The sequence below is a fragment of the Brevundimonas sp. GW821-FHT09G01 genome (assembly GCF_059416065.1).
Genome location: NZ_JBWKOL010000002.1, coordinates 26,015 through 40,933, shown reverse-complemented (window position 1 = coordinate 40,933; position 14,919 = coordinate 26,015). Strand labels below are relative to the sequence as shown.

Sequence of the window (14,919 nt, the reverse complement as noted above, 5' to 3'; positions counted from 1 at the left end):
GCGGACGATGGCTTCCGTCCCCGCAGACGTTCCCGAGATCCGCCGCGCCCTGCTGGACTGGTACGACGCCCATGCGCGCGCGTTGGTCTGGCGGTCGCCGCCGGGAACGGCGGCGCGGCCCGATCCCTATCGGGTGTGGCTGTCCGAGGTGATGCTGCAGCAGACCACGACGCCGCACGCCACGCCTTATTTCCTGACCTTCACGACCCGCTGGCCGACCGTTTCCGATCTGGCGGCGGCCGAGGACGGCGAGGTCATGGCCGCCTGGGCGGGGTTGGGCTACTACGCCCGCGCCCGCAACCTCCTGGCCTGCGCCCGGGCGGTGGCGGGGGCGCACGGCGGGACCTTCCCGGACACGGAGGCGGGGCTGCTGGCCCTGCCGGGAGTGGGCGCCTATACCGCCGCCGCCGTGGCCGCCATCGCCTTCGGGGAAGCCGCCAATGTGGTGGACGGCAATGTCGAGCGGGTGACGTCACGCCTGTTCGCGGTGGAGACCCCGCTGCCCGCCGCCCGCCCCGAACTGCGAAGGCTGGCCGGATCGCTGGTGCGGGACCAACGGCCCGGCGACTGGGCGCAGGCCCTGATGGACCTGGGCGCGACCATCTGCCGTCCGAAGTCGCCGCTGTGCGGGGACTGTCCCGTGACGGCCTGGTGCGCCGGCCATGCCTCCGGTCAGCCGGAGCGCTATCCGCTGAAGCTGAAGAAGGCCGAGCGGCCGCATCGGTCCGGCGTCGCCTGGGTGCTGCGCGACGGGCGGGGGCGGGTGGCGCTGGTCCGGCGGCCGGACAAGGGACTGCTGGGCGGAATGCTGGGCCTGCCGACCTCGGACTGGAGCGCCGCGCCGGGCTTGGCGCCGCCGGTGGCGGCGGACTGGCGCGAGGCGGGGTTCGTCGAGCATGTCTTCACCCATTTCAGCCTGACGCTGGAGGTGCGGGTCGCTGAGGGGAGCGGTGACTTCGTCTGGACGCCGGTGGAGGAGGCGCTGGGCGCGCTGCCGACCGTGTTCCGGAAGGCGCTGGAGAGAGGATTGGGCGCACCATGACCGACACCGCTCACGCCCTGATCGTCATCGACGTCCAGCGGGCCTTTGTGATCGGCGCCGACGCCGTTCCCGGGCATCAGGCGCTCATGGGGGCGGTGGGCGTGCTGCTGGAGAGAGCCCGCGCGGCGGGCGCGCCGGTGATCTTCCTGCAGAACGACGGCCCCGAGGGCGCGCCGGATCAGCCCGGGACCGACGGCTGGGCGCTGGCCCTCGACGTCCGGCCCGGCGAGATCGTGCTGCGCAAGACGGACGACGACGGCTTCGAAGGGACGGCGCTGGAAGCCCTGCTGAGGGAACGGTCCGTCGAGGCGATCGCCCTGTGCGGCGTGCTGTCCGAGATGTGCGTGGCGGCCACGGCGCGCGCCGCCCTGGACCGCGGTTTCACGGTGCTGCTGCCCCACGACGCGCACGCGACCTACGACGTGCCGCCCGGTCCCGGCGGATCGCCCGGCGTGCCCGCGGCCCTGGCCGCCCGCGCCGCCGAATGGTCGCTGGGCGACGAGATCGTGATCCCGGGCGCGGCGGACGAGGTGGTCTTCGGCCCGCCCGCCTAGCCCAGGGTCCGCACCTTCACAGCGCCCTCGCGCCGACGGGGCATGGCCACCGTCCGGTTTCCAAGCTGCTGGAAGGTCAGGTCCACGAGGCCGTCGCCGACCTGCAGGCCCGTGACGTTCAGCCGGTCGATGCCGGCGGGCAGGACCGGATCGTCGATCTCGACCACGCCCTCGACGGCGTCGATGTTCACTCCCAGCGCCGCCTGCAGCATCAGGAAGACCGAGCCCGCCGCCCAGGCCTGGGGCAGGCAGGCGACCGGATAGGCGATGGGCGGCTCTCCCGTCGCGCGTTCGAAGCCGCAGAACAGCTCGGGCAGGCGCAGACGGAAATGGGCCGCCGCCGCATAGATCTCGCCCAGCAGCAGGGCAACCGCGCGGCGCTCGCCATAACGGGCCATGCCCGCCGCCGCCATGGCGGTGTCGTGGGGCCAGACCGAGCCGTCGTGATAGCTCATCGGATTGAAGCGGGCCTGACCCGTGGCCAGGGTCCGAACGCCCCAGCCCGAGCGGAACTCGGCCGACAGCAGCCGTCTGGTCACCTTCAGCGCCCGTTCGCGCGACGGCAGGCCCGTGAACAGCAGATGCCCGGCGTTCGAGCCGATGGCCCGGCATTGCGCCCCGTCGCCGTCCAGGGCGATGGCGTAGAAGCCCTCGTCCTCCATCCAGAACCGGTCCTCGACCAGGGCGCGCACATCTTCGGCGCGGGCGACCCATTCGGCCTGCCGGTCATCGCCCAGCGTCTTCGCCAGATCGGCCATGGCCTGCCAGGCGGCGTAGGCGTAGCCCTGCACCTCCAGCAGGGCGATGGGCCCCTGGGGGAAGCGGCCGTCGGCGTGGAAGATGGAGTCCTCGCTGTCCTTCCAGCCCTGGTTGGACAGGCCGGTGTCGGCGCCGCGCTGGTAGCTGATCAGGCCGTTCTTCTGGATGTCGCCGTAGTCCTTCATCCAGCCGATGGCGGCGATCAGATTGGGCCACAGCTCCCGGATCAGCTCGAAATCGCCGGTGCGTCGCGCATAGGCGCCGGCCAGGGCCACGAACAGGCAGGTGGTGTCGACCCCGCCGTAATAGAGGCCGAACGGCACCTCGCCGAGGCCGCTCATCTCGCCGCCGCGGGTCTCGTGCATGATCTTGCCGGGGGCCGAGTCCTGGAAGGCCGAGGTCTCGGTCGCCTGCCGCTTGGCCAGATAGGTCAGCACCCCCTTGGCCAGCGACGGGTCCAGCCACAGCATCTGCCAGGCGGTGATGATCCCGTCGCGTCCGAACGGCGTCGAGAACCACGGCACCCCCGCATAGGGATAGGGGCCGGTGGGCAGGTCGGTGGTCAGCAGGGCGACGTCGGCGCGGCTCTGGTCCAGCCAGTCGTTGAAGCGCGGGCTGCGTGGGCCCCGCAGCGAGGCGCCCCGGCGGCGACGGCGGCGCATCGCCAGCCGCGCCTCGATGGCGTTCAGGCGGAACCGCGCCTCGTCCGGCTGGTCGCAGCTGTCGAGGCCGCATTCGATGTAGAGATCGACCCGCTTGCCCATGGGCAGGCTGAACATGAAGTCCGCGCGGGCGCCGGTCAGCCGGGCGGGCGGCTCGGAGAAGGCGAGGCAACTCGTACGTTCGACCTTATCCAACCCGGTGTAGGCGAAGGTGACGCGGCGGCCGTCGTGGGTCGGGGCCTCGGACGCGCCGCGCTTCAGCCGGGGCGTGCCGCGCACCTGGAAGATGTCGGCGAAGTCGGCGCCGAACTCGAAGCCCAGCGGCAGCAGCACGTCCTCGACGCCGTGGTTGACCATCCGCACCCGCTCGAACAGCCGCCGGTCCCAGATGAAGCGCCGCCGCTCGATGTGCAGCACCCCCGCCGGGGCCGAACGCCCGCCCATGGGGGGCAGGGGACGGTTGGTCGTGTGGCAGATGAAGAAGACGTTGTCCTGGCTGACGCCCGAACTGAGCCGCGAGGGCCGGACGCCGCCCACGGTCATCACGAAGCGGGACAGCAGGCGGGTGTCATGGTCGAACAGGCCGTCGGCCCCGCCCTTCAGGTCGCCCCAGTGATCGGCCACGCAGAAGGTGTCGGCGTCCTTGAGCGCCATCAACTGCTCGAGGCCGTCGGCTTCCCCGCTGTCGGCGGCGGTCGTCTGCACCGAATAGGCGTCGTCCATGAGGCTCCTCGACGGCGGTTCAGGTCAGTCCCGAGCCTTCCATCCGAATGCGGGCGCTTGATGGCCGCCAGAGCGAAATCGGTTCGGATGCGTTCGCATCCGAGTTCAGATTTCGCTCCAGCATCAAGCGAGAGCCTGATTCACAGCATCGATGGACCGCGAAGCGATCCCTCTCAACCGATCAGGCTCTGGTTGGGATAATGGACGAACCCGCGTCGGGGTTCAGGCGGAGGCCGCGAAAGTGCGGTCCTCGGTCAGGCGAAGCGGCCTGACCACGTCGTCCAGCGGCGGCTCCGCGAAGGGGCGGCGGGCCAGCAGGTCGCCGTAGACGTCCAGATAGCGGCGCGCCATGGCTGTGGATGAGAAGCGCAGCTCGAACCGCGCCCGGATGGCCTCGCGCTCCAGCAGGTGCGCACGGCCGGCGGCGGCCACGGCCTGCTCCAGGGTGTCGACCAGGAAGCCGGTCTCGCCGTCCTCGATGATCTCGGGCGTCGAGCCGCAGCGGAAGGCGACCACCGGCGTGCCGCAGGCCATGGCCTCGATCATCACCAGGCCGAAGGGCTCGGGCCAGTCGATGGGGAACAGCAGGGCCTCGGCGCCGCCCAGGAAGGCCGACTTCTGGTGGTCGCCGATCTCGCCGACGAACTCGACCAGCGGGTTGGCCTCGACCATCGGCCGGATGACGGTTTCCCAATAGGCGGCGTCCGCGGCGTCGACCTTGGCCGCCATCTTCAGCCGCTTGCCCAGCCGCGTGGCGATCTCGATGGCCCGGTCCGGGCGCTTCTCGGGCGAGATGCGGCCGAGGAAGGCGAGATAGCCCTCGGGCCTGTCGTTGAACACGTAGAGGTCCGCCGGCATGCCGTGATGCACCGTGGCCTTCCAGCCGGCGAAGGGCAGGGGGCGGCGCTGGTCGTCGGAGATCGACACCAGGCCGAACTGCGGCCAGCGCTGGTAGACCCCGGCCAGGTCCTTCAGATCCAGCCGTCCGTGCAGGGTGGTGATGGTCTTGTCCGCCCACCGCTCGAAGAACGGGAAGTGGATCATGTCGGTGTGGAAGTGGATGATGTCGAAGTCGTCGGCGCGCTTCAGCACCTCGGCCAGCATGGTCATGTGGGCGGCGAGGTCGGATTTCAGCGGCGCGGGGTCCAGGCGGATCGCCTGGTCGCGCACCGGGACTAGCCGCGCCCGGGTCTCGGCCTCGGCGGAGGCGAACAGGGTGACGTCGTGCCCCAAATCGACCAGGGCGTCGGTCAGATGGGCGACGACCCGTTCGGTTCCGCCGTAGAGCTTGGGCGGCACGGCTTCGTACAGCGGCGTGACTTGCGCGATCTTCATGGCTCAGGTTCCCGACACCCGACGGGGCGCCGGATTGTCCAACTGTCTCGCAAGTGCGAAGTTCCCCGAACGCGGATTTTTCCTGTGCAAACTGCGCAGGTTACGGCGCGCTCAATGTCGGATACCGCACATTTCTCCGACGGTTAGACCGCCAGCCCCGGGTCGCCTTCCAGGACGTCCTGCCTCAGCTCTGGACGTTCCCCCGCCTTCCAAAGCGAGACGCGGTGAACCACGCGATAGCGCAGCGGTCCGCCGTCGTCCGTCTCGGCGCGCTCCAGCGGTATGGGCATGCAGACGAATTCGGTTTCCAGTTCATCCGGCGTCGCCCGCACCGTCGTGTAGCCGTGGCCGGCGTAGTCCAGGAATTCGAGGTGGGGCGCCAGTTCGGGATTGCTCGCCGCCCGCGCCTGGGCGGGGTCTCCCGTCTCCTTCAGGACCAGCGACGACCGCACCCCGTGCATCAGGGTCATGTTCCAGCTGCACTCCATCGCGCCGTCGGGCCGGTCGTGGATATTGAGCGCCCGCAGGGGACGGTCCTTCGGCATGGTCAGCTGCTGGACCTCGCTCAGGGTCTGGGCCGAGATCGAGCCGGTGACGAACTCCACGCCGACCGGATCGAAGGCGCGCGGCGGCAGGGTCTTGGAGGGATAGCCGGCCCAGAAGGCGTGCCGGTCGCCCGCGACGATGGTGAAGCCCGTGATCCCTTCCTGGCGGACCATGTCGAAGACCTCGCCGTGCTCGAGGCCGTAGGCGCCGGTCGTCACGCCATACCCTGCGCCCTTCGGCCACTGGTCCGCGAACGCTTCGGGCAGGTTCTGGGGATCGGTGCGGCCCGTCAGCGTGCCGAAGGAATGACCCCAGATCTTCCACGGGGCCTGGGCGGCGCGAAGCCGGTCCTTGAACCAGGCCATCTGCTCAAGGCCGAGGTAGGCTTCCGGCGGCGCGTCCACGTGCGGATTGGGAAACTCGATATCGTCGCCGACGCGAATGACGGCCGGCGGATGGCCGCCCGCGTAGTCCCGGGCCTGGTCCAGGGCTTCAAGCATCTGTTCGGGCATGGCGCCGAACTTGATCGCCGGAAGTCCCTCATAGCTGCCGCCCGGCGACCCGAACGACCGATTGTCGGTCAGGATCATGTCGACGTTCTTGCCGTACCGGAACGCCCGCTGGATCTGCAGCGCCTTGATCGCGGCCAGATTGTTGGGCTCCAGCCCGACGCCCCGCGCGTCCAGCTCGGCCAGCGGCTTGTTCTCGACCGGCGGCGCCTCGAAGACGTCGCCGGCGCCGGGTTTGCGGACGCGCGCGGGCTGGTACTCGTACCAGGCCTTGCTGGCCGCGACCTTCAGCGTCTGGGCCGGCCGGATCTCGCCGTTGATGATCTGCTGGCTCTGGTAGGAGCGCCAGTTGAACTCGTGATTGTCCCAGACGGGAACGAACGGCCAGCGGGCCCGGGCGTCCTGCAGGTCGGGGTCCGACAGATAGCCCTTGTAGGCCGTGCGGTAGTCGTCCAGGTCCGCCGGGATGTGGAAGGTGCTGACCTTCTCGCCGGTCGGGTAGCGCACGATGTCGCGCAGGCGCCGGCCGCGCTCCACGCCGTTCGGCCGTTCCTCGGGATACCAGACCAATTCATAGATGAAGTCGCCCAGATGCAGGACGAAGCCCAGCTGCTCGGCGCGCGGTCGGCGCGCGTCCTCGTGGATCATGCGGCGATAGGCGTTCAGGGCGCCCTGGGTGACGTCCTGGCAGCTGACGAAGGCGAACGTCACCGCCCGGTCGTCGTCGTCCGCCGGCGCCGTCAGGGTGCGCCCGACGCGGCTGGCGTTCCCCGCCTCGTCGATGAAGCGGTACCAGTACTCCCGCGCCGGCCTCAGTCCCGCGGCCAGGAAGCGGCAGGTCCAGTCGGTCGCGGGGGTCACGGCGACGTCGCCGCGCGCGACCACCCGCGCGAACGCGGGATCGTCGGCGACCTCGACCGTCAGGCGGTGGGACGCCGCGCCCTCGTCCGGCTGGCGGCGCGTCCACAGGATCACGCTGTCCGCCCGAGGATCGCCCGAGGCGACGCCGTGGGGAAACAGGTCGCGACGTTCGCCGCGCGGGACCGGCGCAGCCCGCGCGGACGTCGGTCGGAACGCCAGCGCCGCGCCCAGCGCAGCAGCCTGGGCGGCGAACGCGCGCCGCGACAGTGACACCTTGTCCATGTCGTCCTCCCGCGGCGAGCAGGCGCTCGCCGTGACGACCGGTCAACTTACAGTCTCGTAACGCGGGTCGCCCGTTTCCGGAGCGGCTCGGCGCGAGCGGCCTACTGCATCCCGGCGCGGATTTCGGCGCGCAGGGCGTCGATCGAGCGCAGGCCCTGGTCCGACTTGAAGCGCCAGTAGGTCCAGCCGTTGCAGGCCGGGGCGTTCTCGAAAAGGGCGCCCATCTTGTGGATCGAGCCGCTCAGTTCGCCGGAGACCAGCGAGCCGTCGGCGCGGACGCGGGCCTCGCGCTCGCCCTTGGGGCAGTACAGGCGGTCGCCCGGACGCAGCAGGCCGGCCTCGACCAGGGCGCCGAACGGCACTTTGGGCTCGTTGCGCTTGGAGCCCATGACGGCCAGGTCTTCCGGCGCGGCCGGGATGACGGCCTTGATGCGCTTCTCGGCGACGTCGGCGTAGGTCTCGTCCCGCTCGATGCCGATGAAGTGGCGGCCCAGCCGCTTGGCGGCGGCGCCGGTGGTGCCGGTGCCGAAGAAGGGATCCAGCACCACGTCGCCGGGCTTGGTCGCCGACAGCAGGACCCGGTGCAGCAGGGCCTCGGGCTTCTGGGTCGGATGGGCCTTCTTGCCGTCGGCGTCCTTGATCCGCTCGTCGCCGGTGCACAGGGCCAGCGTCCAGTCCGAGCGCATCTGGGTGTCTTCGTTGAAGGCCTTCAGGGCGTCGTAGTTGAAGGTGTAGCGCTTCTGCTCGCGACTGCGGGCGGCCCAGATCAGGGTCTCGTGGGCGTTGGTGAACCGGGTGCCCTTGAAGTTCGGCATCGGGTTCGACTTGCGCCAGATGATGTCGTTCAGCACCCAGAAACCCAGGTCCTGGATCGCGGTGCCCAGGCGGAAGACGTTGTGATAGCTGCCGATCACCCAGATGGAGCCTTCCGGCTTCAGCACACGGCGGCACTCTTTCAGCCAGGCGCGGGTGAAGGTGTCGTACTCGGCGAAGCTGTCGAACTTGTCCCAGTCGTCATCGACCGCATCGACCTTGGAGTTGTCGGGGCGCAGCAGGTCGCCGCCCAGTTGGAGGTTATAGGGCGGGTCGGCGAAGACCATGTCGACCGAGGCGTCCGGCAGCGAACGCAGCACCTCGATGCAGTCGCCCCGGTGGATGACGTCGGTCTTGAGTTCGGACATGGAAACGCGGCCCCGGCACAATGAGAACCGACAGGGTGAATCCTTACGGTTAAGGCGGGGTAACCGGCGGGTCGGCTCGTCGCCTCGAAATAAGCCAAGGCCAAGCTGGGGCTTTGCCTGCGCGGGGGCGTTGGGCTGTCAGCTCATCCCTTACCGTCAGGACTTCTCGACATGGCCGCTTCGAAAACCCTCTCGCCCGGAACCGGGGGCGAGACCCATCAGACCGCGTCCACGCCCGAGACCCGCCTGACCACAAATCACGGCGTGCCGGTCAGCGACAACCAGAACTCCCTCAAGGCCGGTCCGCGGGGCCCTTCCCTGCTGGAAGACTTCGTCCTGCGCGAGAAGATCCAGCATTTCGACCACGAGCGGATCCCCGAGCGGATCGTCCACGCTCGGGGCTCGGCCGCGCATGGTTTCTTCGAACTGACGGAAAGTCTCGCCGACTTCACCACCGCGAAGATCCTGACGGAGGTCGGCAAGAAGACGGAGCTGTTCACCCGCTTTTCGACGGTCGCCGGCGGGGCCGGATCGGTGGACACGCCGCGCGATGTCCGGGGCTTCGCGGTCAAGATGTATACGGTCGAGGGCAACTGGGACCTCGTGGGCAACAACATCCCGGTCTTCTTCATCCAGGATGCGATCAAGTTTCCGGATCTGATCCACGCGGTGAAGATGGAGGCGGACCGAGGTTACCCGCAGGCGGCCAGCGCCCACGACACCTTCTGGGACTTCGTCGGCCTGATGCCGGAATCGAGCCACATGATCATGTGGGCCATGTCGGACCGGACCATCCCGCGCTCGCTGCGCATGATGGAGGGGTTCGGGGTCAACACCTTCCGTCTGATCAACGCGGCGGGCGATGCGACGCTGGTCAAATTCCACTGGCGTCCCAAGCTGGGCACGCAGTCGACCTGCTGGGACGAAGCGGTGAAGATCGCCGGCGCCGATCCCGACTTCCACCGCCGCGATCTGTTCGAGGCCATCGACAAAGGCGACTTCCCCGAGTGGGAGTTCGGCGTCCAGTTGCTGACGCAGGAAGAGGCCGACGCCCTGCCTTTCGACGTGCTGGACGCGACCAAGCTGATCCCTGAGGAGCTTTATCCGATACGGATCGTCGGCCGGATGGTGCTGGACCGGAACCCCGATAATTTCTTCGCCGAGACGGAACAGGTCGCCTTCCTGCCGACCAATATCGTCCCGGGCATCGACTTCTCGGAAGATCCGCTGCTTCAGGGGCGGCTGTTCTCCTATCAGGACACCCAACTGTCGCGGCTGGGCACGCCGAACTTCCATCAGATTCCGATCAATCAGGCCCGGGGCTGCCCGTTCCAGAACCTGCAGCGCGACGGTCAGATGCAGACTTTCGTGCCCAAGGGGCGCGCCAACTATGAGCCCAATAGCCTGGCGGACGCCGGGGAAGAGGGCGGCCCGCGCGAGGACCCCAAGGGCGGCTTCCGCAGCTTCGCGGCGCCGGTTGAGGCGGCCAAGATCCGTATCCGGGCCGATACGTTCGCCGATCACTACAGCCAGGCGCGCCTCTTCTTCCGGTCACAGACCGAGATCGAGCAGGCCCACCTCGCCAGCGCGCTGGTCTTCGAACTGTCCAAGGTGACGATGGACCACGTTCGCAATCGGGTGCTGGGCAACCTGCGCAACATCGACGAGACCCTGGCCGCGCGGGTCGCGGATGGTCTGAACGTTCCGCTCCCGGGGGCCAATGACGCCGCCAGCGCGCCGTTCGACATGGACGCTTCGCCCGCCCTACGCATCGTCGGCAAATATCCCGATACTCTGAAGGGGCGAGCCGTGGGTATCCTCGTCACCGACGGCGCGGACGGCGCCGTGATCGACGCGGTCAAGGCCGCGGCGGAGGCCGAGGGCGCGACGGTCAAGATCGTCGCTCCCAAGATCGGCGGCGTGAAGCTGAAGGGCGGCAAGAAACTGAAGGCCGACGGACAGCTGGCGGGTACGCCGTCCGTCGTGTTCGACGCCGTTGCGCTGGTGCTGTCCGAGGCGGGCTGCGCGGCGCTGTTGAACGAAGGCGCCGCCGTGGATTTCGCGGCCCATGCCTTCGGCCACCTGAAGGCGATCGGGCATACGGCTGAAGCCCAGCCGCTGCTGGACAGGGCCGGCGTCGTGGCGGATGCGGGGGTGATCGATCTGGCGGATGGCGTGGACGCCTGGCTCGAACCCGCGCGCACCCGCCAATGGGAACGCGAGCCCAAGGTGCGCATGCTCGCCTGAGGCCGCGCGGAAGCCCGCATCTTCACCGTATCGGGAAAGTGCGGGCGAGCCGCGTTGCGGGCGGAACCGTCACAGGCGCTCACGTTTTGTTACGCGCTCGGCCTCGCCTTGCCGCGCCTTGCGGGGTAAGCGGGGCGCATACGCCGCGAGCGGAGCGAATCCGCCGCGCACAGACCACGGTTCAGGGGCTGTCTATGACGCAGTGGGTGTACGGTTTCGGCGGCGGCTCGGCCGACGGCGACGCTTCGATGAAGAACCTTCTCGGCGGCAAGGGCGCGAACCTGGCCGAGATGTCCTCGCTGGGCCTGCCGGTCCCGCCGGGCTTCACGGTCACCACCGAAGCCTGCAATCATTATTATGCGCAGGGGCAATCGTATCCCGCCGACCTCGCCGCCCAGGTGAAGACTGGGCTGGCCAAGGTCGAGGGCATCGTCGGCAAGACCTTCGGAGACGCGAAGAACCCGCTGCTGGTCTCGGTCCGCTCGGGCGCCCGCGCCTCGATGCCGGGGATGATGGACACGGTCCTGAACCTGGGCCTCAACGACGAGACGGTCGAGGGACTGGCCGCGCTGAGCGGCGACCGCCGCTTCGCCTTCGACAGCTACCGCCGCTTCATCACCATGTACTCCAACGTGGTGCTCGGCCTCGGCCATGACGATTTCGAGGGCGTGCTGGACGATCACAAGGATCGCCTGGGCGTCACGGTCGACACCGACCTGACGGCCAAGGACTGGGAGAAGGTGGTCGCCGACTACAAGGCTGTGGTCGAGCGCGAACTGGGCCAGCCCTTCCCGCAGGACCCGCACGACCAGCTGTGGGGCGCCGTCGGCGCCGTCTTCGCCAGCTGGATGAACGACCGGGCCAAATTCTATCGCCGCATGCACGACATCCCCGAAAGCTGGGGCACGGCGGTGAACATCCAGTCGATGGTGTTCGGCAATATGGGCGAGACCTCGGCGACGGGCGTGGCCTTCACCCGCAACCCGTCGACCGGTGAAGCCCGGTTGTACGGCGAGTTCCTGATCAACGCCCAGGGCGAGGACGTGGTCGCCGGCATTCGCACGCCGCAGTCGCTGACCAAGGCGGGTCGCGAGGAGATGGGCGAGACGGCGCTGTCGATGGAAGAGGCCATGCCGGTCGTCTTCGGCCAGTTCGTCGAGGTCGTCGGGCGGCTGGAAAGCCACTACCGCGACATGCAGGACATCGAGTTCACGGTCGAGCAGGGCCGTCTGTGGATGCTGCAGACCCGGAACGGCAAGCGCACGGCCAAGTCGGCGCTGAAGATCGCCGTCGATCTGGCCAGCGAAGGCGTGATCTCGCAGGAAGAGGCCGTGTCGCGGGTCGAGCCCGCCGCCCTGGACCAGCTGCTGCACCCGACCCTGGATCCGAACGCCGAGCGCAAGGTGGTCGCCGCCGGCCTGCCCGCCTCGCCGGGCGCGGCCACGGGCAAGATCGTCTTCGACGCCGACGAGGCCGAACGCCTGGCCCAGCTGGGCGACGCGGTCATCCTGGTGCGCGAGGAAACCAGCCCCGAGGACATCCACGGCATGCACGCCGCCCGGGGCATCGTCACGGCGCGCGGCGGCATGACCAGCCACGCGGCGGTGGTCGCGCGCGGCATGGGCCGTCCCTGCGTCTGCGGCATCAACGAGCTGTCGATCAACGACAAGGCCGGGACCTTCACGGCCCGGGGCCGCACCTTCAAGGCGGGCGACATCATCACCATCGACGGCTCGAAGGGCGAGGTGCTCGAGGGCGCTGTCGCGATGATCGAGCCGGAGCTGACGGGCGATTTCCAGACCCTGATGGCGTGGGCCGACAAGGTCCGCCGCCTGCGGGTCCGCGCCAACGCCGAGACCCCGCTGGACGCCCGTACCGCGCGCGGCTTCGGCGCCGAGGGCATCGGCCTGTGCCGGACCGAGCACATGTTCTTCGACGACACCCGGATCGCCGCCGTGCGCGAAATGATCCTGGCGGACGACGAGGCCGGACGCCGCCTGGCGCTGGCCAAGATCGCGCCGTTCCAGAAAGCCGACTTCGTCGAGCTGTTCGAGATCATGTCGGGGCTGCCGGTGACGGTCCGTCTTCTGGACCCGCCGCTGCACGAGTTCATCCCGCACACCGACGCGGACATCGACGCCCTGGCCGCCGGATCGGGCCTGGACGCCGCCAAGCTGAAGCGCCGCGCCAAGGAGCTGCACGAGACCAATCCGATGCTGGGCCACCGGGGCTGCCGCCTGGGCGTCGCCTATCCCGAGATCTATGAGATGCAGGTCCGGGCGGTCATCGAGGCCGCGCTGGAGGTGAAGAAGAGCTCGGGCGTGGCCCCCATTCCGGAGATCATGCACCCGCTGGTCGCCCTCGGGCTGGAGATGAAATACCTGCGCGAGCTGACCGACCGCACGGCCCAGGCGGTCTTCACCGAAGCCGGCGACACGGTCGAATACCTGGTCGGCACCATGATCGAACTGCCGCGCGCCGCGCTGCGCGCCGGCGACCTGGCCGAGCACGCCCAGTTCTTCAGCTTCGGCACCAACGACCTGACCCAGACCACGTTCGGCATCAGCCGCGACGACTCCGGCCGCTTCCTGCAGGCCTATATGGACAAGGGCATCTTCGAGACCGATCCCTTCGTCCGCCTGGATCAGGAGGGCGTCGGCGACCTGATCCGCATCGCCGCCGAGCGGGGCGGGGCGGTCCGGGCCGACATCAAGATGGGCATCTGCGGCGAACACGGCGGCGACCCGTCCTCGATCGCCTTCTGCGAGGAGGTCGGCCTGAACTACGTCAGCTGCTCGCCCTATCGCGTCCCGATCGCCCGGCTGGCCGCGGCGCAAGCCGCCCTGCACGCCCGTGCGGGGACCGAGCGCGAAAAAGACCGGTAACGCTGGTGGCCGGAGCCAAGGCCTGGATCGTCAGGGGCCTGCTCTTCGCGGCTGCGGTTATCGCGCCCGTGGTCGGCTATTGCACTCGGGTGGCTGAGACCGGCAATGCCGAGACAGCGATAGATGGACTGGCTGGGGATTGATCGGCACGCCGGTGGCCTTGATCTGTCTTGCGTTCAGCTTCCGCGCCTCGGCGATCGGCCGGCTGGGGCGGCTGGCCGTCGCGACGGTTGCCGTCCTGCTGGTGTGGCTGAGCGTCCTTGGAATCGCCAATATTTAGTCATTTTTAGTAGAACGACGTCTGTGCCTGTTGGTCCACAGTCGTTGGCAAGTCGCGTCTGCGGTCTGGAACTCGACCGTTCTCACCCCATTTGTATCCTCGCTGGATGGGGCCGGTGACCGCAGAAGTCACCGCATCTAGAGGATACATAAACTATGCGTAACGTTCTTCTCGCAACCGCTGCTCTTACTCTGATTTCGGCGCCCGCTATGGCGCAAAGCATTTCGAATCCTCAGTATCAAGGGTCGATCGGTTACACGGGCATCGACGCCGACGGCGCGACCCTGGGCGCGATCACCGCGCGCGGCGGCGCCAAGCTGAGCCGCTACTTCGGGGCCGAGGCCGAGCTGTCGGTCGGCGTCAAGGATGACGACGTCAACTTCGGCGCCATCCCGGGCAAGGTCGAGCACCGCTATGACGCCGCCGCCTATGGCGTGGCGACCCTGCCGGTGACCGAGAATTTCGAGCTCTTCGGCCGTCTCGGCTACGGCACCACCGAACTGAAGACCTCGGCGGCCGGCCTCTCGGGGTCGGACAGCACCGAGAGCGTCAACTACGGCGCCGGCGCCAACTACTTCTTCGACGGCCAGAACGGCGTCCGCGCCGACTGGACCCGTCGGGACTTCCGCGGCCGTGACGGCATCGAAGCCGACACCTGGGGCCTCGGCTACGTTCGTCGCTTCTAAGACGACTAGGTCCTGAAAAGACGAAAGGCCCGCGGCGCAAGCCGCGGGCCTTTTTCGTGGTCCTGAACCGGGGTCAGGCGACGCCGGGCTGCAGGGCCCAGCGCATCGAGCCTTCGCCGAACGGACGGAAGAAGAGGTCGCGGTAGCGTTCGAACGCCTCGACGATCTTGGAGGCCAGGTCCTGGGCGACGGTCTCGCCGCGCTGTCGCTTCATGGCGGCCACGCACTGGACCACGTCCTGCTGGTGAGCCGAACCGCCCATGCGCTTGAGCACCGCGGCGATATCCAGGGCCAGCGGATCGACGGCCTTGCTCCAGGGATTGGTGTTCTGAGCCATGCGGGACACCCCTTGTTCTCAACACTGGCG

Annotated in this window: 11 protein-coding genes; 6 read left to right on the top strand and 5 right to left on the bottom strand. The window is 68.8% G+C overall.

Going from position 1 to position 14,919, the window contains the following annotated elements:
• Nucleotides 1-7 precede the first annotated feature (7 nt).
• Both AC07NB_RS04945 and AC07NB_RS04940 read left to right on the top strand, forming a co-directional pair.
• Nucleotides 8-1,042 (top strand): A/G-specific adenine glycosylase, encoded by a 1,035-nt coding sequence (locus AC07NB_RS04945; protein WP_492313763.1) that lies wholly within the window; start codon nucleotides 8-10, stop codon nucleotides 1,040-1,042.
• Nucleotides 1,039-1,596 (top strand): isochorismatase family protein, encoded by a 558-nt coding sequence (locus AC07NB_RS04940; protein ID WP_492313762.1) that lies wholly within the window; start codon nucleotides 1,039-1,041, stop codon nucleotides 1,594-1,596. Before AC07NB_RS04945 ends, AC07NB_RS04940 begins: the two co-directional genes overlap by 4 nt.
• Here the strand turns inward: AC07NB_RS04940 and AC07NB_RS04935 are convergent.
• From AC07NB_RS04935 to AC07NB_RS04920, 4 genes are all read right to left on the bottom strand, one after another.
• Nucleotides 1,593-3,740 (bottom strand): amylo-alpha-1,6-glucosidase, encoded by a 2,148-nt coding sequence (locus AC07NB_RS04935; RefSeq protein WP_494572486.1) that lies wholly within the window; start codon nucleotides 3,738-3,740, stop codon nucleotides 1,593-1,595. The two genes, AC07NB_RS04940 and AC07NB_RS04935, sit on opposite strands and share 4 nt — an antisense overlap.
• Before the next feature lie 222 nt (nucleotides 3,741-3,962).
• Entirely contained in the window at nucleotides 3,963-5,075 is a 1,113-nt protein-coding gene (locus AC07NB_RS04930) for a glycosyltransferase family 4 protein (protein ID WP_494572487.1), read from the bottom strand.
• 143 nt (nucleotides 5,076-5,218) lie between these two features.
• On the bottom strand, nucleotides 5,219-7,273 hold the full coding sequence (locus AC07NB_RS04925; protein ID WP_494572488.1) for an alkaline phosphatase D family protein: 2,055 nt from the start codon (nucleotides 7,271-7,273) through the stop codon (nucleotides 5,219-5,221).
• Nucleotides 7,274-7,374: 101 nt separating this feature from the next.
• Nucleotides 7,375-8,454, bottom strand: coding sequence for a site-specific DNA-methyltransferase (locus tag AC07NB_RS04920; protein ID WP_494572489.1), 1,080 nt, complete (start codon nucleotides 8,452-8,454; stop codon nucleotides 7,375-7,377).
• A 171-nt stretch (nucleotides 8,455-8,625) separates the two neighbouring features.
• Here AC07NB_RS04920 and AC07NB_RS04915 point away from each other — a divergent pair, with 171 nt between their 5' ends.
• The 4 genes from AC07NB_RS04915 to AC07NB_RS04900 all read left to right on the top strand — a co-directional run bounded on the left by AC07NB_RS04915 (nucleotide 8,626) and on the right by AC07NB_RS04900 (nucleotide 14,552).
• Nucleotides 8,626-10,701, top strand: a complete 2,076-nt coding sequence (locus AC07NB_RS04915; protein ID WP_494572490.1) for a catalase — start codon at nucleotides 8,626-8,628, stop codon at nucleotides 10,699-10,701.
• 194 nt (nucleotides 10,702-10,895) lie between these two features.
• Entirely contained in the window at nucleotides 10,896-13,586 is a 2,691-nt protein-coding gene (ppdK, locus tag AC07NB_RS04910; protein WP_494572491.1) for a pyruvate, phosphate dikinase, read from the top strand.
• A 139-nt stretch (nucleotides 13,587-13,725) separates the two neighbouring features.
• Complete coding sequence (locus AC07NB_RS04905) at nucleotides 13,726-13,866, top strand: hypothetical protein (RefSeq protein WP_494572492.1); 141 nt, start codon at nucleotides 13,726-13,728, stop codon at nucleotides 13,864-13,866.
• A 209-nt stretch (nucleotides 13,867-14,075) separates the two neighbouring features.
• Nucleotides 14,076-14,552, top strand: coding sequence for a porin family protein (locus AC07NB_RS04900; protein ID WP_494572493.1), 477 nt, complete (start codon nucleotides 14,076-14,078; stop codon nucleotides 14,550-14,552).
• A 73-nt stretch (nucleotides 14,553-14,625) separates the two neighbouring features.
• Here the strand turns inward: AC07NB_RS04900 and AC07NB_RS04895 are convergent, their stop codons facing one another.
• On the bottom strand, nucleotides 14,626-14,889 hold the full coding sequence (locus tag AC07NB_RS04895) for a hypothetical protein (RefSeq protein WP_291835285.1): 264 nt from the start codon (nucleotides 14,887-14,889) through the stop codon (nucleotides 14,626-14,628).
• Nucleotides 14,890-14,919 lie beyond the last annotated feature (30 nt).